This window comes from Streptomyces sp. NPDC029041, assembly GCF_040637515.1.
Classification (GTDB): Bacteria; Actinomycetota; Actinomycetes; order Streptomycetales; family Streptomycetaceae; genus Streptomyces.
In genome coordinates this window covers 271,081-292,242 of the sequence record NZ_JBEZWO010000007.1, presented here as the reverse complement: position 1 = coordinate 292,242, position 21,162 = coordinate 271,081, and the positions used below count along the sequence as shown (strand labels likewise).

General features: G+C 72.4%; 21 protein-coding genes. 13 read left to right on the top strand and 8 right to left on the bottom strand.

From position 1 onward, the window contains the following. The first annotated feature begins 112 nt into the window (after positions 1-112). The 3 genes from AB0F04_RS19990 (at position 113) to AB0F04_RS19980 (ending at position 4,846) form a co-directional block, all read left to right on the top strand. The gene (locus AB0F04_RS19990) at positions 113-1,021 is read left to right on the top strand and encodes a BadF/BadG/BcrA/BcrD ATPase family protein (protein WP_362043257.1); all 909 of its coding nucleotides are present in this window, start codon (positions 113-115) and stop codon (positions 1,019-1,021) included. Between the two features lie 204 nt (positions 1,022-1,225). Further along, the gene (locus AB0F04_RS19985; protein ID WP_362043256.1) at positions 1,226-3,145 is read left to right on the top strand and encodes a phosphatase PAP2 family protein; all 1,920 of its coding nucleotides are present in this window, start codon (positions 1,226-1,228) and stop codon (positions 3,143-3,145) included. A gap of 168 nt (positions 3,146-3,313) precedes the next feature. Further along, entirely contained in the window at positions 3,314-4,846 is a 1,533-nt protein-coding gene (locus AB0F04_RS19980; protein ID WP_362043527.1) for a phospholipid carrier-dependent glycosyltransferase, read from the top strand. Positions 4,847-4,863: 17 nt separating this feature from the next. On the opposite strand, the gene AB0F04_RS19975 is transcribed toward AB0F04_RS19980, so the two are convergent. Next, positions 4,864-5,265 (bottom strand): DUF3662 domain-containing protein, encoded by a 402-nt coding sequence (locus AB0F04_RS19975; protein ID WP_362043254.1) that lies wholly within the window; start codon positions 5,263-5,265, stop codon positions 4,864-4,866. A gap of 53 nt (positions 5,266-5,318) precedes the next feature. Beyond that, positions 5,319-5,480, bottom strand: coding sequence for a hypothetical protein (locus tag AB0F04_RS19970; protein WP_344455851.1), 162 nt, complete (start codon positions 5,478-5,480; stop codon positions 5,319-5,321). A gap of 155 nt (positions 5,481-5,635) precedes the next feature. On the opposite strand from AB0F04_RS19970, the gene AB0F04_RS19965 reads away from it, so the two are divergent. From AB0F04_RS19965 to AB0F04_RS19950, 4 genes are all read left to right on the top strand, one after another. Next, positions 5,636-6,553: a MurR/RpiR family transcriptional regulator gene (locus tag AB0F04_RS19965; protein WP_362043253.1), complete on the top strand. Its 918-nt coding sequence runs from the start codon at positions 5,636-5,638 to the stop codon at positions 6,551-6,553. A gap of 259 nt (positions 6,554-6,812) precedes the next feature. Next, positions 6,813-7,193, top strand: coding sequence for a hypothetical protein (locus AB0F04_RS19960; RefSeq protein WP_170321006.1), 381 nt, complete (start codon positions 6,813-6,815; stop codon positions 7,191-7,193). Between the two features lie 43 nt (positions 7,194-7,236). After that, positions 7,237-7,803 (top strand): antibiotic biosynthesis monooxygenase, encoded by a 567-nt coding sequence (locus AB0F04_RS19955; RefSeq protein ID WP_362043251.1) that lies wholly within the window; start codon positions 7,237-7,239, stop codon positions 7,801-7,803. Between the two features lie 197 nt (positions 7,804-8,000). Next, positions 8,001-10,304 (top strand): SpoIIE family protein phosphatase, encoded by a 2,304-nt coding sequence (locus AB0F04_RS19950; protein ID WP_362043526.1) that lies wholly within the window; start codon positions 8,001-8,003, stop codon positions 10,302-10,304. Between the two features lie 244 nt (positions 10,305-10,548). Here AB0F04_RS19950 and AB0F04_RS19945 read toward each other — a convergent pair whose 3' ends face one another. Beyond that, positions 10,549-11,037: a flavin reductase family protein gene (locus AB0F04_RS19945; RefSeq protein ID WP_362043249.1), complete on the bottom strand. Its 489-nt coding sequence runs from the start codon at positions 11,035-11,037 to the stop codon at positions 10,549-10,551. Positions 11,038-11,046: 9 nt separating this feature from the next. Then, positions 11,047-11,745, bottom strand: coding sequence for a peptidoglycan-binding domain-containing protein (locus AB0F04_RS19940; protein WP_362043247.1), 699 nt, complete (start codon positions 11,743-11,745; stop codon positions 11,047-11,049). Positions 11,746-11,960: 215 nt separating this feature from the next. On the opposite strand from AB0F04_RS19940, the gene AB0F04_RS19935 reads away from it, so the two are divergent. Next, complete coding sequence (locus AB0F04_RS19935) at positions 11,961-12,629, top strand: TetR family transcriptional regulator (RefSeq protein ID WP_362043525.1); 669 nt, start codon at positions 11,961-11,963, stop codon at positions 12,627-12,629. A gap of 151 nt (positions 12,630-12,780) precedes the next feature. Further along, positions 12,781-13,191, top strand: coding sequence for a zinc ribbon domain-containing protein (locus AB0F04_RS19930; protein ID WP_362043246.1), 411 nt, complete (start codon positions 12,781-12,783; stop codon positions 13,189-13,191). 10 nt (positions 13,192-13,201) lie between these two features. On the opposite strand, the gene AB0F04_RS19925 is transcribed toward AB0F04_RS19930, so the two are convergent. Next, complete coding sequence (locus AB0F04_RS19925) at positions 13,202-13,582, bottom strand: PPOX class F420-dependent oxidoreductase (RefSeq protein ID WP_362043244.1); 381 nt, start codon at positions 13,580-13,582, stop codon at positions 13,202-13,204. 30 nt (positions 13,583-13,612) lie between these two features. Next, on the bottom strand, positions 13,613-14,791 hold the full coding sequence (locus AB0F04_RS19920; protein ID WP_362043242.1) for an aminotransferase class I/II-fold pyridoxal phosphate-dependent enzyme: 1,179 nt from the start codon (positions 14,789-14,791) through the stop codon (positions 13,613-13,615). A gap of 24 nt (positions 14,792-14,815) precedes the next feature. Between AB0F04_RS19920 and AB0F04_RS19915 the strand changes: the two genes are divergently transcribed. Together AB0F04_RS19915 and AB0F04_RS19910 are read left to right on the top strand one after the other, a co-directional pair. Beyond that, positions 14,816-15,802 (top strand): hypothetical protein, encoded by a 987-nt coding sequence (locus AB0F04_RS19915; RefSeq protein ID WP_362043240.1) that lies wholly within the window; start codon positions 14,816-14,818, stop codon positions 15,800-15,802. 123 nt (positions 15,803-15,925) lie between these two features. Then, complete coding sequence (locus tag AB0F04_RS19910; RefSeq protein ID WP_362043238.1) at positions 15,926-17,272, top strand: S1 family peptidase; 1,347 nt, start codon at positions 15,926-15,928, stop codon at positions 17,270-17,272. Positions 17,273-17,597: 325 nt separating this feature from the next. Here AB0F04_RS19910 and AB0F04_RS19905 read toward each other — a convergent pair whose 3' ends face one another. Beyond that, on the bottom strand, positions 17,598-17,756 hold the full coding sequence (locus tag AB0F04_RS19905; RefSeq protein ID WP_199825719.1) for a hypothetical protein: 159 nt from the start codon (positions 17,754-17,756) through the stop codon (positions 17,598-17,600). Between the two features lie 163 nt (positions 17,757-17,919). Further along, positions 17,920-19,080 carry an ROK family transcriptional regulator gene (locus AB0F04_RS19900; protein WP_362043236.1) on the bottom strand — a complete coding sequence of 387 codons (1,161 nt, stop codon included), beginning with the start codon at positions 19,078-19,080 and terminating at the stop codon, positions 17,920-17,922. Between the two features lie 170 nt (positions 19,081-19,250). On the opposite strand from AB0F04_RS19900, the gene AB0F04_RS19895 reads away from it, so the two are divergent. After that, positions 19,251-20,216: a sugar ABC transporter permease gene (locus AB0F04_RS19895; protein WP_362043234.1), complete on the top strand. Its 966-nt coding sequence runs from the start codon at positions 19,251-19,253 to the stop codon at positions 20,214-20,216. Positions 20,217-20,234: 18 nt separating this feature from the next. After that, positions 20,235-21,158, top strand: coding sequence for a carbohydrate ABC transporter permease (locus AB0F04_RS19890; protein ID WP_362043232.1), 924 nt, complete (start codon positions 20,235-20,237; stop codon positions 21,156-21,158). The last annotated feature ends 4 nt before the right edge of the window (positions 21,159-21,162 follow it).

The window sequence follows — 21,162 nt, the reverse complement described above, 5'->3', positions numbered from 1 at the left end:
TGCCGTGACTCCGCCAGAGGCCCGTCCCGGGGCTTCCAGAGTTGTCAACTGCCCTTCTCTCAGGCACGGTTCGCCCGCCGTCGCAGCACTGCGCACCGACGAAAGAGGATCCGTGCAGGACTCCACCCCCGCGAGCCCTCTCGTGTTCGGCATCGACGTGGGCGGCACCAAGACGCACCTCCGCGCCTACGCGGGGGACCACCGCGTCGTCGATCACGTCCGTTCGAGTGCCGGCTGGCGGCCGCACGACCCCGCGGCCGCGGTCGGCCGGCTGACCGGCCTGGTCCGCGAGACCTTGCCGGCCGGTGCCCGGCCCTCGGCTCTCGCCGTGGGCGCGCACGCCTGTGAGACGCCCCGCCAGTGCGCGCGGATCCGCGACGGTCTGGAGCGTGCCTTCGGCGTGCCCGTGCTGGTCGTGGGCGACGCGGAGCTCCTCGTTCCCGCCGCCGGTCTGGCCAAGGGCGTCGGCCTGGTCGCCGGTACCGGGTCCGTCGCCGTGGGGCGGCTGCCCGACGGCACCGCTGTCCAGGTGGGCGGCTGGGGGGCCGTGCTCGGCGACGAGGGCGGCGCCGCCGGTCTCGTCCGGGAGGCGGCCCGTGCCGTCTGGGCGGCGCACGACCGGGGCGAGGAACCCGACGAGCTGGCGCTGGGTCTCGTGGCCTCGCTGGGCGTCCCTGAGGTACCGGCGCTGGGCGCGGCCCTGGAGAGCGCCGCCGACGTCTCCGCCGAGTGGGGCAGGCACGCTCCCGTCGTCTTCACGGCCGCCGAGGCGGGCTCGACGCTCGCCCGTGCCGTGATCGCCGAGGCGGGACGCTCCCTCGCCGCGCTCGTCGCCCGTCTCGCCGCGCGCGGGGCCGTCGTCGACGACGTGGTGGTCGCGGGCGGCACCGTGCTGTCCCAGCCCGCGCTCTACGACGCCCTCACCGCGGCCCTCGCCGACACCGTGCCCGCGGCCCGCACCAGGCCGCTGCGCGAGCCGCCGGTCGAGGGCGCGGTGGCACTGGCACGCTCGCTGCTGTGACGCGCCGGGGCGCGGGTGTCCTCCTCGTTCACCCGCGGGACATGTCCCGGCCGCAGCACCCTCGCCGACGGGACACGCCCCGGCCGTAGTTCTTCGCTTCCAGGCACCACCCGACGCACGGGACACCCAACTCCCCGTCGCATCGGGCAAGATCGCACGATCGCACCCGGCCGCAGGGCCGCAGAACCGAAGAGAGGCACACCCATGCCGTCATCCGCCGGGCACCACTCCCCCACCCTGAACCGGAGGGGTTTCCTCAGAACCTCCCTGGGCGGCTCGGCCGCGCTGGTCGCCGCGCCGGCCTTCGTCGGGTGGCTGGGCGCCGCGGACGCCAAGGCAGCCACCGCCCCCGCCGCGTTCGTCGACGACTACAAGACCAACGTCTCGGCGAACCAGACCCCCGAGACCAACGCGGTCGTCCGGGCCCTGGGAGGCTTCGCCCAGGTATGGAAGACCGGCGGCGCCTGGAACACCGGCGCCCCCCTCATGCCGGAGATACTGCGCGCCAACGTGCGCTACTGCGAGCGGATCACCGCCGAGCGCACCGACGCGGAGGCGAAGAAGGCCTTCGTCATCGACCGCCAGCACCAGAGCTACTCGATGATCGACGGCCTCGGCCCGCTCGCCGCCCTGTACAAGACGGGGGCCAAGGCCGTCACGTCGATCACCGGCGCCCCGGACGGCACACCGCCGGCCAAGATCGACGACGCCGTGCCCGCCGGCGCCCCGGCGGGCTCCGCGCTGGGCGCCGGCTCGTACGACTCCGAACTCGGCCAAGTGGCCCGGCTGGTGGACACCCTGCGCGGCAACTGGGCCTCCAGCAACCCGGCCAAGTTCGCCTATCTGTACCCGCGGCCGTGGCGGATGAACGAGGACAGCGAGGTCGTCGACACCGGCAGGAAGGACGAGTTCGGCTTCCCGGTGTACGAGTCGAAGGTCGTCGTCGCCCCGCAGCTGCTGCGCCAGCGCAGCGACAAGCCGGCCGAGGACGGCGGTTTCCCCAGCGGCCACACCAACGCCGTGCACCTGGCCTCGCTGGCCTACGCGTACGCGGTTCCGGAGCGTTTCCAGGAGCTGGTGACGCGCGCCCTGGAACTCGCCGACACCCGGATCGTCTCGGGCATGCACTCCCCCGTCGACGTGGTCGGGGGCCGGATCATGGCCACCGCACTGGCCGCCGCCACGCTGGCGGACCCGGCCAACTCCGGGGTGAAGGCGGCGGCCCGCGCCCAGGCCCTGGCCTACTTCACGCAGAAGACCGGCACGACGGCCGACACCCTGTACGCGTACGCGCACTCCGCGGACACCGGCACCGACCCCTACGCCGACCGGGACGCCAACGCCCGCTCGGTCCGGCCCCGGCTGACGTACATACTGCCCCGCCGCGGCCGCGAGGACCCGCTCACGGTGCCGAAGGGCGCGGAGGTGCTGCTGGAGACGCGGCTGCCCTACCTGACCGCAGACCAGCGGCGTGACGTGCTGCGGACGACCGCGCTGCCGTCGGGGTACGTCCTGCTGGACGGCTTCGAACAGTGGGGCAGGCTGAACCTGTTCGCCGCGGCGGACGGGTACGGCGCCTTCGAACGGGACGTCACCGTGACCCTGGACGCGGCGGCCGGGGGCTTCCACGCGGCCGACAGCTGGCGCAACGACATCGAGGGCGAGGGCGGTCTGACCAAGCGCGGTTCGGGCTCGCTCACCCTGACGGGCCGCAACTGCTACCGAGGCGGTACCGCCGTCGAGGCCGGCACCCTGGTCGCCGCCTCACCGGGCGCCCTCGGCCAGGGCGACGTGCACGTCACGGGCGGCACACTCCGCGCGGGCCGGGTCGCGCGGGTGCGCGGCTCGTACGTCCAGGAGGGCGAGTCGACGCTGGAGCTGCCGTTGCGCGGGAACCACGGCCCGGCCCTGACGGTGAGCCGGCGAATCCTGCTGGGCCGGGGCAGTGTGCTGTCCCTGCGGCTCGACGCCGAGCGGCCGCCGGCCGCGGGGACGACCGTTGCCGTCCTGTCGGCTTCGCAGCTGCGCGGCCGGTTCGACCGTGTCACGCTGGACTCGACGACGCTGCGGGCCGTGCCGGTGTACACGGCTGACGGTCTGTCGGTGCGACTCGTGAGGCGGTAACGCCTTCTTCGGCGGGGGCTGATGCAGAGTGGGTCCATGAGGGACCTCTGGATCGCTCCCGCCGTTCCGCGGCCCGTGTCGCTGTCGCCCCCGGCACCGGCCGGCACCGCCCGCAGGCCGCGCCGACGGTGGCCGGTGACCCTCCTCGTGGTCCTGCTGCTCGCCCAGATGGCCTTCGCGATGGTCACGACCGCCGTGCAGCAGACCCCGACCATCGACGAACCGGTGTACGTGGGCGCGGCCGCGGAGTACGTGCACGAGCACCGGCTGCGGCACAACCCCGAGCATCCGCCGCTCGGCAAGCTGGTCCTCGGTGCGGGGGTCGCCCTCGCGGATCCGCACGTCGACCCCGGCTTCGCGGGTGACCAGGGGCAGTGGGGCCGGCATCTGCTGTACGGGTCGGGCAACGACCCCTGGCGGCTGATGCTGTGGGCCCGCCTCCCGATGATCGCGCTGACCCTGTCGTTCGGCCTGGTGGTGTTCGCCTTCGCCCGTGAACTGGCCGGGCGGGCGGCGGGGTCGGCCGCGCTCGCGCTGTACTGCTTCTCCCCCGACGTCATCGCCCACGGCTCGCTCGCCACCCTCGACGTACCGGCCGCCGGGTTCACGCTGACGTCGGCGTGGCTGGTGTGGCGGGCGCGCCGGAGGCCCCGGCTGTACGTGCCGCTCGCCGGGGTCGCGCTCGGCGCGGCCCTGGCCACGAAGATGAGCACGCTGCCCGCCGTGCCGGTGGTGGCGGTGCTGGCCGCGGTGTCCGTGCGGCGGGCTTCCGGAGCCGGCCGGCGCCGGGCCGTCCTCGCGGCCTCCGGTGTGGCCCTGGCCGCGGTCGCCGTCGTGTGGGTCACGTATCTGATGGTGGATCCGCGGCTGCGCTGGGTTGCGGAGCAGCATGTGCCGGTGGTGCGCGGGCTGCGGGGGCTGCTGGTGGAGATGATGCCGTTCCCGGAGGCCTACCGGGACGGGATGCGCCTGCAGTTCGGGCTGGAGAACCGGCCCTGGCGGGGGTTTCTGTTCGGGCGGCTGTACGACGGCTCGCTCTGGTACTACCTGCCGGCGGCGCTGCTGGTGAAGACGCCGCTGGGGATGCTCGTGCTGTGGGCCGGGGGTGCCGCGGCCGTCGCCGGGGTCCGGCGGCTGCGGCCTGCCGCCCCTTATGTGCTGGCCGGTCCGCTGGTGCTGCTGGCGGCCGCCATGCAGGGAGCGCGGGACTTCGGGACCCGGTACGCCGTGTTCCTGCCCCTGTTCCTCGCGGTGGCGGCGGGGTGCGTGCTGGTGGCGCGGCGGCGGTGGGTGTCCGTGGGGGTGGCGGTGCTGATCGCGTTCGCCGCGGTGAGTTCGGTACGGACGTACCCCTTCTATCTCCCCTACTCCAACGAGGCGTTCGGCGGGCCGGGCCGGACCCGGGAGTACTTGCACGACTCGAACGTGGACTGGGGGCAGGATCTCGGGCGGCTCGCGGACCGGTTGCGGGAGCGGTATCCGGGTGAGCGGGTGTGGCTCGTGTACAAGGGCGGTGGGGTGCCGTCCGCCTACGGCATCGAGGCGTCGGATCCCCGGCGGGTGCCGCTCCGTGAAGTGCGGGGGTTGCTCGCCGTGTCCGACTCGGCTGCCGCGAAGGCCACGGGGCGGCTGGCCGAGTTGATCGGCGGCAGCCGCCCCGTCGACGATGTCGGGCACTCGATCACGCTGTACCGCCGCTGAGTGCCGTGGCCCGCACGTCAGTGGGCCGCGTAGAAGAATCCGTCCGCGCTCACGTGCTGCATGACCCTGCTCGCCACCCGGTAGCGGCCGTTGGGCACGTCGGGGCACTTCGCCACATGGACCGCCAGCGGGCCGGCGAACTCGTAGCCGCGGCGTTCCGCGTGGCGGGACAGGCTGTCGGTCAGTGCCTGGCCCACGTCGGTGCCGGTGCGGGTCAGGTGGTCGTGCACGTCGTCGGGAAGTTCCACGTCGTAGGCGTTGGGGACCATGACGCGGCCCTCACGGCACACGACGGCGTTGTCGTCGCACTCGCGCCGAAGGGCGTCGAGCACCTCGACCGGTTCCTTGTCGAGGAGCCGCGCCCACAGCGCGTCCCAGCGGTTCTCCAGGGTCTGTTCCAGCGCACTCAGCGCGCCCATGCCGTCTCTCCTGCCGGATGCGTCGTCGGTTGGCCGGGTGTCGGGGGGTGCCCCTAGCGGTCGTCGAAGTCGTCGGGGCGCACCTCGGCCTCCTCCAGGGCCTCGCGCATCGTGCGGCCGGTGGCGCCCGGCGGGCGCGTGCGGTTCTCGTCGTGCTGTTCCAGCAGTTCGTCGGTGGTCTCCGTCTTCGGCCGGTTCTCCTCGGGGACGGTCATGACGGGGGCTCCTCTCTTCGGGTCTGTGCGGCGGCGGGTTCCCGCCCGGCGTACGGGTAACCCCCTGCCGGGCAGCTCATGCCGCCCGGAGAAGCCCTGGTCACCCTGCGCGTGAGCTATGTTGAACGTCCGTGGGAGACGAAGGAGGCGCACCGGTGCCATCGCCGCAGCAGGCACGCGCACAGGCATCCGCGATCACTTCGGGGAAAGCCGCCCCCGAAGCGGAGGTCTCCCCGTCCGCCCAGCTCAGGGCGCTCTTCGACCGTCCCCGGCTGTCCCCGGGACAGCGGCGCATCGCGCAGTACCTGATCGAGCACATCACCGAGGCGGCGTTCCTGTCGATCACGGATCTCGCGGACCGGGTCGGCGTGAGCCAGCCCTCGGTGACGCGGTTCGCCTCGGCGGTCGGCTTCAGCGGTTACCCGGCCCTGCGGGAGAAACTGCAGTCGATCGCGCTGGGCACCCTCGCGGGCGGCCCGGGTGAGGAGATGCGGGGCAACGAACTGCAGGCGGCCGTCGACGCCGAGATCGAGAACCTCGAGAACCTGCGGCGGGACCTCGCCGACCCGAACGTGGTCATCGACGTCGGCCGCAAGCTCTCCTCGTCGGCCCCCCTGACGATCCTCGGACTGCGCATCTCCGTCTCGCTCGCGGAGTACTTCGCCTACGCCGCCCGCCGGATCCATCCGGACGTACGCCTCGTCACGCGGGGCGGGAGCGTCGCCTACGACGCGCTGCTGCAGTCGCGTGAGGCGGGTGGGACCTGGGTGCTGGCGTTCTCCATGCCGCGGCACGCCCAGGAGACCCTGACGGCCGTGCGGGTCGCGCGGGGCGCCGGGCTCAAGGTCGCGCTGATCACCGATCTGGCACTGGGACCGCTCGCGGACGAGGCCGACGTCGTCTTCGCCATCGGGACGGGGTCGCGGCTGGTGTTCGACTCCTATGCGGCCCCGGGCGTGATGTGCTCGGCACTGCTGCAGGCCATGACCGACGCGGATCCGGAGCGGACGCAGGCGCGTCTTGAGGAGTACGAGCAGGTGGCCGACCAGCACCAGTTCTTCCTCAGGGACTGACGGCGCCCGGTGGCTCCCACAAGAAGACCATCCACAACAAAGCGCGCATGAATGTTTTCATGCTCCTTGCAAACCGGATGGCATATATAAATACTGCTCACGGATCGCGACCCGGCCGGTTTCCGGATCCGTTCCGCACCCGTGGAGCCGGGTCCTACCCACTCCGGGTCCCGGGTGTCCGTGGCGGCCCCGGTCATCCCCTAGGCCGGGGCCGCCCCGACCCGTCGTCCACCCTTACGACGCCGCACACCCGGAAGCGATGATCATGCAACTGACGACCACGCGCATCAGCCCCGACTGGCCCTGCCAGGTCAAGACGCCCGGGAGCTACGACTGGGAGCGCTCGGCGGCCAAATGGCTGCGCGAACTGGTGCCCACGCGCTACGCCGGCTACCCCGTGTTCATCCGCCACCCCGTTCTCCTCGCCCGGCACGCCCACATCCAGGTCCAGAACGAGATCCGGGTCGCCCGCACCGCCCTGCAGACCGCCCGCGCGGACCTGCCCGGACTGGGCCTGCACGAGGGGGTCATCGAGCACACGATCAAGCTGTACGCGGCCGAGGTCATGCAGCTCCAGCACATCGCGCGCAGCGTCCGTGCGGTCACCCAGGCCCTGGTCGAGGCGAACCGCCAGCCCTGAGCCACCGGGCATGACGGGCGCCGTGCGTGGCACACGTGGAGGAATGAGCACCACGAAAGCCCGGCGCGGCGAGCCCGTGACCACGGTCCTGACCTGGCAGGTGCGCCCCGGCCGCGAAGAGCGGTTCGAGGAGTGGACGCACGGCATCACCCGCTGCGCGAGACAGTTCCCCGGCAACGAGGGCGTCTCGTGGCTGACCCCCGAGGACGGCCACCGCTACCACGCGGTGCTGCGCTGGTCCGATCAGCACCGGCTCGCCGCCTGGCTGGAGTCCGAGGAGCGTGCGCGCTGGCACCGGCGGATCCAGGACGTCGCCACCGAGGTCAGCAGCGAACGCCAGTCGACGAGCGGGATGGAGACGTGGTTCAGCCTGCCGGGCACCACGGTGCAGGCCCCGCCCCGGTGGAAGATGGTCCTCACCACCTTCCTCGGCGCCTACCCCTTCACCCTGCTCATCCAGTGGCTGGTGACACCTCACACCACCGGCTGGCCGCTGCCCCTGCGGGCCGCCGTCTTCCCGCTGGTGCTGCTGCCCCTTCTGACGTACCTGGTGATGCCGCGGCTCAGCCGGCTGCTGCGGCTGTGGCTGTACCCGCGCGACGGCCACTGACCGGTGTCCCCTGAGACCTGTGTGACCGAAGGGGCCACGGAGGCGCACAAGCTGTCCCTGCGCGCAAGCCGGTCTGCGGATCGGGCCAGGTGTGCAATGCTCAACGCGTGACGAGCGAGCCCGTGACGCCGGCGCAGTCCGGTGCCGCACCGGACCTGGTCGAACTGGCCAAGATCGTCGCCCGGCAGCGCGCCGAGATGGACCGGCTGCGCGACCAGGCGGCCGTCTCCGCTGTCGTGGAGCGGGCCAAGGGCGCGGTGATGGCGCTGACCGGCTGTTCCGCGGACGCGGCGGGTGAGCAGCTGCTCCAGCGGGCCAAGTCCGCCCGCCGCACCCTGCTGGAAGAGTGCTGGATCACCCTCGGCACACTCACGCCGATGCCGTCCGGCCCGGGCAGGGCGAGCGAGTCCTACGGCATCGAGGCGCCCGGCCGGGCCGGTGCCCCGCAGGAGCCGGGGGTACCGGACGACGTCGCCGCCGCCCTGGCCCGTCTCGGCCAAGCCCTCGTTCGGGTGATGACGCCGCACGACCTCGCCCGGTGCCTGCTGGAGCATCTCGGCCCCGACATGTCGGCGGACGCGGTCCTGATCTACGCCCGCAGGCCCGACGGTGGCCTGGGGCTGATCGGGCACGCGGGGATCGACGACAAACTGGCGGCCCAGTGGTGCCAGGTGCCGCCGCTGAGCGGAATGGCGGCGCTGGACGCGCTGCAGGCGGGCGAGCCGCGCTGGCTGGAGGACTTCGCCGCGGACGAGCGGCGGTACCTGCTCATCGGGGACCCTCCCGACCGGTGGCGCTCGCGGGCCTGGCTGCCCGTGCTCGCCGCGGGCTCCGCCGAGGTCTGCATCGGTGTGCTGCGCGGCCGTGCCGGGGCCTTCACCCCACGCGACCGCACCCACCTGCGGGGCGTCACCGGTCTGTGCGCCGGCCGGCTGCGCGCCTTCGAGATCCCGCCCGAGCGCGACGCCGACGCCGCCACGGACGCGGTGCAGGCGCTGTTCGAGGCGCTGCCGGTGGCGGCGATGCTGCTCACGCCACTGCGGTCCGCGACGGGTGAGACAGAGGACTTCCGGGTGGAGGCCGCGACCACCCAGGTGGGCGATCTGCTGGGCCGGACCGGTGAGGAACCGGCCGGGCGGCGCCTGCTGGAACTGCGCCCGGCCCTGGCGGCCGAGCCGCTGTGGCAGGGCTGTCTGCACGTGCTGGCCACCGGGACGGCGTACGAGGGCGAGCCGTTCGCGCACGAGGAGGTCGTGGCGGGCGTCGCCGAGCTGTCCGTCTACCGGGCACGGGTGGCGCCGCTGGGCGACGCCCTCGTCGTCTCGTGGATCCGGCACGGCTCCTCCGACCGGCAGGAACAGCGCCTGGCGGACCTGCAACGGCTGGGCAGTCTCGGCTGGGCGAACTGGAACCTGGCCACGCAGGAGGCGTCCTGGTCGACCCAGGTGTTCTCGCTCGTCGGGCGGGATCCCGCGCACGGTCCGGTGCCCCTGCCCGAGGTGCCGGAGCTCGCCCTGCCCGAGGACACGCCGGCGCTGACGCGCGCGGTCGGGGAACTCGTCCACGACGGGCGGCCGTTCGACGTGCCGTTCCGGATCCGCACGAGCGGCGGGATCCGCCATCTGCGCCTGGTGGCGGAAGCGGTGCCCGACCGGTACGGCACACCCGTGGAGGTGCACGGCTTCGTACAGGACATGACCGCCCGGCGGCGTGCGGAGCTGGCCCTGGTCGAGAGCGAGCGGGCGATCCTGACGCAGCACGACGTGCTCCAGGCCGAGCGGACCCTTGCCTCGCGGCTTCAGCACGCGCTGCTGCCCATGTCCAACCGGCCGGTGCACCTGGCCGGGTTGCGCGTCGAGGTCGCCTATCTGCCGGCCCAGTCGGGTGTGCACGTGGGCGGTGACTGGTTCAGTGCGATCGAACTGCCCGACGGGGACGCGCTGCTGGTGGTCGGCGACGTCGCCGGGCACGGGGTCGACGCCGTGGCCACGATGGCCCAGCTCCGGTTCACCGCGAAGGGCATGGTCATCACGGGCTCGTCCCTGACGGGGGCGCTCGCCCGGCTGAACACGCTGCTGCTGCACTCACGTGACTCCCACACCACCGCCACGATGGTGCTCGCCCGCTACGAGCCCCGCCGCCGGCGCCTGGTCTGGGCCCAGGCGGGGCATCCCCCGCCGCTGCTGCTGCGAGACGGGCGGGCGCGGTATCTGCCCCGCCCCGGCGGCATGCTGCTCGGGGCGGCCGCCAGGCCGGTCTACCAGGAGGCGGAGTGCCGCCTCGACCCGGGCGACCGGCTCATCCTGTACACCGACGGCCTGGTCGAGCACCCTCCGGACAGCATCGACCGGGGGCTGGAGCAGCTCGCCGAGGCGGTGGCCGCTCCGCACGGCGACGGGCCCGGGTCGCTGGGGCCGTTGCTCGCGCGGATGCTGCCCGATGTGCGGCGGGACGACGTGTGCGTGGTGGACGTCCGGGTCCCGGGGCCTGAGGACCGGTAGGGCACGCCGCCTCGCGAGTCCCCGCGGTGACGCCAGTACCACCACAGGCCCGCGAGCAGGGCCGGCAGGAACAGGGTGGGCAGCACCAGGCCGGGGATGCGGGAGCCGTTCATGGGCATGGCCTTCGGTTCGCGGCGGTTCGGGCGCCTCGTGCGTCGCCCGGGGCCAGGGTGCGGCCGCGTGGACTCGCCGTTCCGCTGCTTGCCCCAGCCGTTGCCCGGCTTTCGATTGCCGGGGAGCGTCGTCAGTCGACCGGGTGGCCCGGGTCGATGGTGACGGCGTCGGACAGGCGCAGCAGCGGCCCGCCGTCCTCCCGGCGGCCGCCCCACTCGACCGGGTCGAGGACGAAGCCGATGTGGTCGCCGCCGCCCGTGCGCGTCACGATCCGGCCGACGAACCAGGCCGGCGCGTCCGTGAGGACCAGGGCCCCGCCGTACGCCTCCCGCACGGGCACGTCCCTGAATTTGTCGGTCCGGTCGCCGGTGTGTCCGCCGAACAGTTCGGCGAGGCCGTGCTGTTCGCGGCCGACCAGGTGCACGGCGAGAACGTCCGCGTTCCGGGCCACCCGGAAGGTGTGGTTGAGCTCGGACAGCCACACGACGAACCGCACGGGCCGCAGCGAGCACTGCGAGGCGAACCCGACCAGGCAGCCCGCTCGTTCACCCCCTGCGGCGGCCGTGACCACGTACATCTCGGGGTTCAGCCGGTCGATGAACTCGTCCATGCCGGCCATGGTCACACATCAGCTCGTGCCCGCCGGGGTGCGGGACTCCAGGGCTGCCCGGGTGTCGTTGCCGTAGACGCCGGTCTCGTCGCCGCGGATGCCGTACCAGAGCTGGAAGCGGGCGACCGCCGCGGTGAGGGTGGGGTCGTAGCGTCCGCTGGTGGAGCCGTCCCGGTAGACGTCCGGGATGCGCAGGAGGCGTTGCTGGAGTTCGGTCACCTCGGGACCGGACGCTCCCTCGCGCAGGGTGCCGGCGCCGTCCGGGTCCACGGGCGCGGCGGCGGGCGGGGCGGGCGATGCGGGGGGCGGTGTGGGTGTGGGGTCGGGGGCGGAGGGGGCGGACCGCGGCGGCGCGGGCGCCGCGTGGTCGTCGGGGTGTTCGCCGCGGAGCAGGAGCGCACCGCCGAAGCCGATGACCGCGGCCGCGAGGACGGCCACCGCGACGGCGGCACGGCGCAGCCCGGCTCCCGGGGGTACGGCGTCCGCGGGCCGGCGCAGCTCGCGGGCCACGGGCGGGAGTTCCTCGGTCCGGGCCTCGGAGCCGGCTGGCGGCCCGGGCAGCGTGACGGAATGGTGGCCGCCGGGTTCCTGACCGGTCTCCTGCCGGAACTCCCGCATCAGTTCGGCGAGCGCGTCGGTGCGGCGGGGCCGCAGGACGCGGATGGGTTCGAGGGCCGGGCCGTCCTGCGGCGGCCTGGGCTCGGACGGTGTCGACACGTTGCTCTCCTTCGTCCGGGCCGGGGGCGCCCGCCTTCGAGGCGTCCGACGTTGGATACGCGGCCGTCGCGCCCGGGGTTCAGCGGCCGGTCACGTCCGGCGGACAGTGCACTCAGTACCTCCCTGCGAGTGCACCGAGTGCCATCTCCCTTCCGGGTGCTACGTTCGCGTTCATGAGCTCCGAGAAAGCCGAGGCGGGCACCGGGAAGCGGCCCATGCGGGATGCCTTGGTGGCGGCGGCCTTCCATCTGTTCCTGGAGCGGGGGTACGAGCAGACCACCGTCGACGACATCGTCGCCCTCGCCGGAGTCGGCCGGCGCTCGTTCTTCCGCTACTTCCCCTCCAAGGAAGACGTGGTCTTCCCCGACCACGAGCGCTGCCTGGCCGACATGACGGCCTTCCTGGCGGATGGCTCCGACGACGACGAACCCGTGGGACGGGTCTGCGACGCGGCCCGGCTCGTGCTGCGCATGTACGCCGAGAACCCGACGTTCTCCGTGCAGCGCTACCGCCTCACCAAGCAGGTCCCGGGGTTGCGCGCCTACGAACTGTCGGTGGTGTGGCGCTACGAGCGGGCCCTCGCCGCGTACCTGCGCCGGCGTTTCGCCACCTGCCGGGACGGCACCCTGCAGGCCGACGTGATCGCGGCGGCGGTGGTCGCGGCGCACAACAACGCGCTGCGTTCCTGGCTGCGTTCGGACGGCCAGGGCGAGGCGAGCGCAGCGGTCGACCGCGCGCTGACCTATGTGCAGTCGGCGTTCGGCGGCGTGCCGGTGCCGCCCGCCGTGGAGCAGCCGGAGGACGTGGTGGTCGTCGTGTCGCGGCGCGGGGCGCCGCTGTGGCGGGTCGTGCAGGAGATCGAGACGACGCTGGGGCGCGGCTGAGCCACCCCAGATTGAGGGTACGGAGTGCCTTTACGAGTGGCACTGAGTGCCATACTCTGTGCTGCGTGCACGGTGGCACGGCGAGCCGCGCACCCGTGTGCGCGAGTGATCGCGTACGCGGATTCCGGCCGAGTGCAGGGAGTTGACCAGCGTGTACCACTCAGGAAGCGTCACTCAGCAGGCAGCCGGCTCCGCGACGGGTCTGCTCGGCCCGAGGGGCCAGGACTCCGAGGCCATCCTCTACCAGCGCTGCACCTGGTGCGGCACCGCCATGTACCACCGCTTGCTCTGTCCGGTCTGCCGGGGCAGCGAGCTGCGCACGGAGCGGGCCGAGGGCACGGGCACGGTGCGCCACTCCACCGTGGTGCACCGCAACACCCCCGCGGCGCGCAACGTCTCGCTGATCGAGATGGCCGAGGGTTTCGTGGTGCGCGGCCGGGTGATGGGCCCGCCGATCGGTATCCACAGCGGCGACCGGGTACGGCTGTCCACGGCCAAGGACCCGGTTCGGGGCGAGCCGGTCTTCCAGCTCCTGGACGAGCCCTACCGGGCGTGGAGCTGACGCCTCCTCATCAAAGAGCGATGCGGATGCCCACCGTGCCGTCCACGCCCCGGCGCAACCGGCTGCCGAGCAGGGTGAGCCGGCCCGTCAGGCCGTACTTGCGGGCGATCAGCCGCCGGTAGCGGGCGGTGGTGGCGGGGTCGCAGATCTCCGCCGTCGCGGGCACCTGGTCGCCGGTGGGGTTGCCGCGCAGGTCGCAGGGGCCGACGAGTACGTCGGCGCGGTTACGGATCCGCTTCACCTTCCAGGAGCCGGCGGCCGTCCACACGCCGAGTGCCGCACCGTCGCGCACCACCCAGACCGGGGTGGCGACGGGCGTGCCGTTCCTGCGGTGGCTGGTGAGCAGCAGGTACTTTCCCGCGCCGAGCGCGTCCAGCGTCGTGTCGTCCATGGCGGGCAGTGTACGAGCACGCTCCGGGCCTCAGTGGAGCGCCGCCGCCATGGCCCGCACCGCCTGGGTGAGCACCTCGTCCGACGTCGCCAGGTTGAGCCGGGCATGGCCGGTGCCACCCGTGCCGAAGGGCAGGCCGGAGCTGAGGGCGACCCTGCCGCGGCGCAGGAAGACATCGGCCGGGTCGTCGCCGAGCCCGAGGGCACGGCAGTCGAGCCAGGCCAGGTAGGTGGCATCGCCCGGCCGGTAACGGATCGCCGGCAGGTGCTCGGCCAGCAGGTCCGCGAGCAGCCGCCGTTTGGCGTCGAGCCCGGCCAGCAGGGCGTCCAGCCAGGTCAGGCCGTCGCGCAGGGCGGCGGTGTGGGCGATGACGGCGACGTGGCCGGCCCCGTGCCCCACCTCCTCGGGCATCCGCTCCAGATCGGCGGCGGCCCCGGGCCCGGCGATCGCGAGGGCGGCCTTGAGCCCGGCCAGGTGCCAGCCCTTCGAGGCGGACATCAGCGACAGGCCGCGCTCGGCGCCCGGCACACTGAGATAGGGCACGAACCCGGCGCCGCCGAGCACCAGCGGGGAGTGGATCTCGTCGGCGACGACACGCACGCCGTACCGCTCGGCGAGAGCCGCGACGGCGGACAGCTCCGCGGCCGTGTGCACGGTGCCGGTCGGGTTGTGGGGGCTGCACAGCAGATGGGCGGCCCGTCGCCGGTCGGTCACGGCCCGCCGGAAGGTCTCCTCCAGGACGCCGAAGTCCAGCCGCCCGTCCGCCCCGAGCGGGGCCTCGGCCACCCGCCGGTCCATGTGCTCCACGAACTGGTAGAACGGCGGGTACACCGGCGGGTTCACGACCACGGTGTCACCGGGTGCGGTGACCAGTCGGAGCATCTCGACGACACCCAGCATGACGTCCGGCACGAGCGCGGTGCGCTCCACGGCGAGCCCGTCCCAGCCCCACCGCTTCCCGGCGAAGGCGGCCAGGGCCTCCGCGTAGGCGGTGCCGGCCGGGTACCCGGTGTCGCCGAGGTGGAGCGCGTCGGTGACGGCGCGCACGACGGGCTCCGCGAGCGGCACGTCCATCTCGGCCACCCACAGCGGCAGCACGTCTTCCGGGTAGCTGCGCCACTTCACGCTGGTGCGCCGCCGGAGGCGGTCGAGGGTGAGGTGCTGCAGGGGATCGGGTTCACCGGACGAATCGTGCGGGATCCTGCTCATGGGCACACGATAGGGGGCGGTGCGGTGAGCGGGAATCGTGCGGACGGCCATCGGGGGGCGGTGCACCCGTTGCTGGAGATCGCCTGCGACGAGTCGGGGTCGGACGGTGAGAACCTCACCGGCGGGAACACCGACGTCTTCGCGCACGCCGGTGTCTCGCTGTCCGAGGCGGCGGCCGCGGCGACGGTGCGGGAGATCCGGGACCGCATCAGGTCACCGGCCGAGGAGTACAAGGCGAACCACCTGCTGCGGGAGAAGCACCGCGCGGTGCTGGAGTGGCTGCTCGCGTCGCGGGGGCCGATCCACGGGCGGGCGCGGGTGCACCTGATGGAGAAGACGTTCTTCGTGGTGGACCGGACCCTAGGCCTGCTGCTGGACGAGGCGGTCGAGGCGGCCGCTCTGTTCCGCGCGGGGCGCCCGGCCTTCGGGGAGGCCGGCTGGCGGACGTTCCTCCAGGCGGCCAACCGGCTGCTGCGGGTCCGTCAGGACGGGGACCCGGTGGACACCTTCTACGGCACCGTCGACACCCTGCTCCGGGAGCGGCCGCGGACGGACGCGGCGAGCGTCCTGGAGCGCCTGGCCGCGACCCGGCACCGGGCGGTTGCCTACCGGGACGGTCTTCTGGCCGGGCCGCCGCTGATCCCGCTGCTCAACCCGCTGCTCCCGGCGATCGTGCGCACGGCCGCCCTCTGGAGCCGCGACGGCCGGCCCGTCCACCTCGTGCACGACCGGCAGAACATGCTGACGCCCGACCGCATCGCGTGGATCGAGGGGGCCGCCCGGCAGGCCGGGACCGGCCTGGCCGGGCTGCGGCTCGTCGTGGCCCGTGACGACGCACGGGTGCAGGTGGCGGACTTCCTCGCCGGCATCGCCCGCAAGATCGCCTCCGACGAGCTGAACGGCCGCGGGGATCCGGCGCTCACGGCCCTGCTGCGGCCCTACGTCGATCCGGGCTCGGTGTGGGGCGACGCCCGCAGCGGGGCGCTGCTCGCGGACCCGGTCGCCGGGTGAGGCCCGAAGAGATCACCGGTGCGCTGAACGCGGCGGGGCTGCGCCCCGTATGGATGAGGGGCACTCAACTCAAGGAGGGCCCCGCGGTGTTCGCAGCGTGATGTTCGGGTTCGGGAGCCATGCATGAGGCACGCACGACGACGGGTCGTCCGGCGAGTGACACGGCTGGCGGCCGTCGGCGGACTCCTCCTCGGAGGAGCCATGGTCACCAACGCCGTGGCGAGCGAGCCATCGGCTCCGGTCATCGGTGTCCCTTTCACCGCACCCCCTGCGACCGGTGAGGGCACCGACCTCGTGTCCCGGCTCGGCAACGCGCGCACGGCGGGCAGCTGGATCGACTCGTCCGGGCGGCCGGTCGTCGCGGTGACGGACGAGAAGGCGGCCGCCGAGGTGGAGCGCGCCGGGGCGCGGGCCAAGATGGTCGGCCACAGCATGAGTGACCTCAAGTCCGCCGCGGCCACACTGCGTTCGGCCCCCCGGGTCTCCGGCACCTCGTGGGCCCTGGACTACAAGAACAACCAGGTGGTGGTGCGGGGCGACAGCACCGTCTCCGCCTCGGCCTGGTCCCGGATGACCGAGGTCGCCGAGGGCATCGGCTCCTTCGTGCGCATGGAGCGCACCGAGGGCACGTTCACGACGCGACTCAACGGCGCGCAGCCCATCCTGTCGACGGCCGGGCGCTGTTCTGCGGGGTTCAACGTGACCGACGGGGAGAGCGACTTCATCCTCACGGCGGGGCACTGCGGTCCCGACGGCTCCGTCTGGTTCGCCGACGACCGGGGCCGGCAGCAGGTCGGCACCTCGCTCAAGGGGAGCTTTCCCGGCGACGACTATTCCCTGGTGAAGTACGACGCCGGCCGCGCGGGCAAGGGCGCGGACGTGGTGGCGATCGGTGACGGCAAGGGTGTGCGGATCACGGGCGTCGCCGATGCGGAGGTCGGGCAGAAGGTCTTCCGCAGCGGCAGCACCAGCGGACTGCGTGAGGGAGAGGTGACCGCGCTCAACGCCACGGTCAACTACCCCGAGGGCACGGTCAGCGGCCTCATCGAGACGAACGTGTGCGCCGAACCCGGTGACAGCGGAGGCCCGATGTTCGCCGACGGCATCGCGCTCGGGCTGACGTCGGGCGGCAGCGGGGACTGCAAGGCGGGCGGTACGACCTTCTTCCAGCCGGTGACGAAGGCGCTGACCGACCTGGGCGTCAAGCTGATCGTGGCCAAGTCGGCCGGCGGCACGGGCGCCGCACCCGCCCCGTCGGCGTCGCAGGGCGCGGCCTCGCCGGGTACGTCGGCGCCGATCACGGGCACGGACGTGTCGACCCTGCTGAGCCGCCTCACCGACCCTCGCAACGTCGGCCCCGGCATGCTCGTCATCGCGGGCAGCCTCGTCGCCCTGGTGGCGACCCGCTGGATCCGCGCGGAACAGGACCGCAAGGCGTACCGGCAGTATTATTCGGCGACTTGGGGATGACGCCGTCGGCGGCGGGCCGTCGCCGGGTGTCCTCGTCAGCCCAGCGTGAGCAGCACGGTCGCGACCCCCGCACCGGCCACGGCGACGGCGAGAGGGCCGCACCGGCTCCGAGGAAGGCGACGGCGGTGTGGTGCACCCGCCGGGACAGCAGACCGCCGGCGGTGGGGGCAGCACCCTGCTCGAGCGCAGCCGAGAGCTTGGGGGACGACGATGCCGTAGACGACGGCCGAGGACAGTGCCGGAAGGGCACCCATTGGATCAGGGGTGCCCTTCGACGAGGGTCCGATGCGCTGACGGGCCGGAACGAGGGGCGGGCCGCGGGCGCCTAGTTCGGGGCCGCGGCGGCCCACTCCAGGACGAGCCGCTGGTATTCCTCGCGCTGCTCGACGCTCAGTGTCCCGCCCGACCGGCGCCACAGCGCACGGATCTCCTCGTTGACCTCGTCAGCCGATCGCTCGGATGAGGTTTCAACAGTGGTGGACATGCTGTGAAGCATACGTCGCCGGACGTGAAGGCGATGTGAGTAATCACGAGCTAAACGGTCATTTCGGACAGTGTTACTGATCACGTCCATCTCCCGGTAAACGTGAGGCTGTTCACATCAACCGCCTGTGAGTACCTTTCGGCTGCGGGAGGTTCGCCGTCGTTCACGCTTCGGCCGACCCCAGCACCAGCACCTTGATGGCCAACACGGCCGCACCGCGGGCCCAGTCGTGGAAGTCGGACACCTTCGTCTCCAGGCCGACCGGCGCGGCGAGCGGGTGCCTGAGCTCATGAACCGTCTTTTCGACCGTCTCGCCTGCCACGTCCATCAGCCCGACCCCCTCCCCCGCGAGCAGGATCTTCTGCGGCATCACGAAGTTGGAGATCTGCGCGACGAGTGTGCCCAGGGCTCGCGCCGCCTCGCCGACGACCCGGGCGGGCATCGGGTCCCCGGCGGCAGCGCGGGCGAGGATCTCCTCGTAGGTGCGGTCCTCGCCGGTGGCGGCCCGGATCTGATAGCGGATGCTGGGGATGGTCAGCAGCGAGACGGCACTTCCGCGCCTGCCGTCCGGGGTGAGCGGCCCGTGGGAGTCGATGATCCAGTGCTTCCCGAAGCCACGGTCCTCCTCGGCGAAGGGCACCCGCTTGCCGCCCAGGACCAGCCCGTAGCCGAGGCCGGCGCCGATGGTCAGAACGACGAAGCGGTCCAGTCCGCGCCCGGCGCCGAACCAGGTCTCCGCCTCGACCAGGGCCGCGACATCGTTCTCGACGATCACCGGCAGGCCGGTACGCTCCTCGACCAATTCGGCCAGGGGGACGTCCCGCCACAGCAGGAACGGGGATTCGCCGACCACCGCGCGGTCCTGGACGAAGCCGCCGACCCCGATGCCGATCCCGGCGAGGCGAGGGTGACCCGTGGCCAGTTCGGCGGTCATCGCGGCCAGCACATCGGCGACTTCGGCGGGGTCGTGGGTGGTGAGCACGCGGTCGTGGCGGGCCACGATGTGACTTCGGAGGGTGGTGACGACGCCGTAGACCGCATCCTCGGTGATCTTGAAACCGAGGAAGAAGCCCGACTCGGCGACGACGTCCAGCGGCTGCGAGGGGCGGCCCTGGCGCGCCTCCGCGGGCGTCCCCGCCTCGGGCACCTCGACCAGCAGACCCGACTCGATCAGCGGTTTGGTCAGACGGGTGAGGCTGCCTGCCGACAGGCCCAGCCTGCGGGCGAGTTCCGAGCGCGACAGCGGACCGTGGACCAGTACCTCGATCGCCACGGAGCGCTCGCCCGGGCTCAGCGGCAGCCAGCCGGAGGTTCCTTCGGTCATGAAAGGTCCGACTCCCCTCACCCGTTTTTTTCGCACTGAAACCAACATGACCACTCTAAGCAGATGTCGGTTCCTGAGAAAAGATGTTTGCAGGGCCCTTGACGCAGCAATTGTTTCGCACCAAAAGTAAGTCCCGCCAGAACGAGCCGCCGCAGCGAGGGAGTCTCCCGATGACCATCGCCTCCAGCAGTCCTCCGTCGCGTCTGCCCTCGGGCGAGGCGGCGGAGGCCCGCAGCAGGACCGGGCCGCGCCGGGGGGTGTCCGGCGAGGACCGGGGGGACGGTCGGCTGGCCGCGGTCTTCATCGCGCCGGCGCTGCTCGGTTTCCTGGTGTTCCTGCTCTGGCCGACGCTGCGGGGCATCTATCTGAGCTTCACCCGCTTCAACCTGCTGACGCCCGCGGAGTGGGTGGGTCTGGACAACTACGTCCGCATGGTCAACGACCCCATCTTCTGGGACTCCTTGTGGGTCACCGTCGAGTACGTCGTCATCAACATCGGCGTCCAGACGGTCGCGGCGCTCGCCATCGCCGTCCTGCTCCAGCGGCTGACGCAGTCGGCGATGCTGCGCGGGATCGTGCTGACGCCGTATCTGATGTCGAACGTCGTCGCGGGTCTGGTCTGGCTGTGGATCCTCGACACCCAGCTCGGCATCGGCAACGAGATCATCAGCGGTCTCGGGGTGGACCGCATCCCCTTCCTCGCCGACGAGACCTGGGCGATCCCGACGATCGCGCTCATCAACGTGTGGCGGCACGTCGGGTACACCGCCCTGCTGCTCTTCGCGGGTCTCCAGGCGATCCCGAACGACATGTACGAGGCGGCCCGGGTGGACGGCGCGAGCGAGTGGCGGATGTTCTGGCGGATCACCATGCCGCTGCTGCGGCCGGTGCTCGCTGTCGTGCTGATCATGACGGTGATCGGGTCGTTCCAGGTGTTCGACACGGTCGCCGTGACCACCGCCGGCGGTCCGGCGAACGCGACCAACGTCCTGCAGTACTACATCTACGGCTCCGCCTTCGGCCGCTTCCAGTTCGGCTATGCCTCGGCCATGTCCGTCGCCCTGCTCGTCGTGCTGAGCGCGATCACCGTCCTGCAGTACCGGCTCACCCGGGCCGGCCGGACCGACCTCGGCTGACGGAAGGGAGACACCGCCATGACTGCCGTGACGACAACGCCACCGACGACCCTGCGGCCGGTGCGGCGCAGGTTCCCCTTCGGGAGGGCCGCCGCCTGGACCGTGATGGGACTGATCGTCCTCATCACCCTGCTGCCGTTCTACTGGATCCTGCGCACCGCGCTGTCCACCAACGCGGGGCTGAGCGCCGACCCCACCAACCCCCTGCCGGTGGACCTCACCACCAGCGGCTTCGAACGGGCGCTCGGCCTGCAGTCGGCCGAGGAGGCCGTCGCACAGGGCGGCGCGGGCGGCGGGCTGGACTTCTGGCGCTACCTGCTCAACTCCGTGCTGGTGTCCACCCTGATCACCGGATGCCAGATCTTCTTCTCCGCGATGGCCGCGTACGCCTTCTCCCGGCTGCGCTGGCGGGGCCGGGACAAGGTGTTCGGGCTTTTCCTGGCCGGGATGATGGTGCCGGCCATCTTCACGCTGCTGCCGAACTTCGTACTCATCAAGCAGCTGCACCTGATCGACACGCTCCTCGGCATCGCGCTCCCCACGATGTTCATGACGCCGTTCGCGGTGTTCTTCCTGCGCCAGTTCTTCATGAACATCCCCAAGGAGGTCGAGGAGGCCGCGCTGCTCGACGGCGCCGGGAAGATCAAGATTTTCTTCCGGGTGGTGCTGCCCATGGCGTCCACGCCGATCATCACGCTGGCCGTGCTGACGTACATCACCTCCTGGAACGACTACTTCTGGCCGCTGATGGTCTCCTACAGCGACAGCTCGCGCGTGCTCACCGTGGCGCTCGCGGTCTTCCGGGCGCAGACCCCGGCGACCGGCGTCGACTGGTCCGGGCTCATGGCCGCGACGCTGATCGCCGCGCTGCCGATGCTGGTGCTGTTCGCCTGCTTCGCCCGCCGCATCGTCAGCTCCATCGGCTTCACCGGGATCAAGTAAGGGG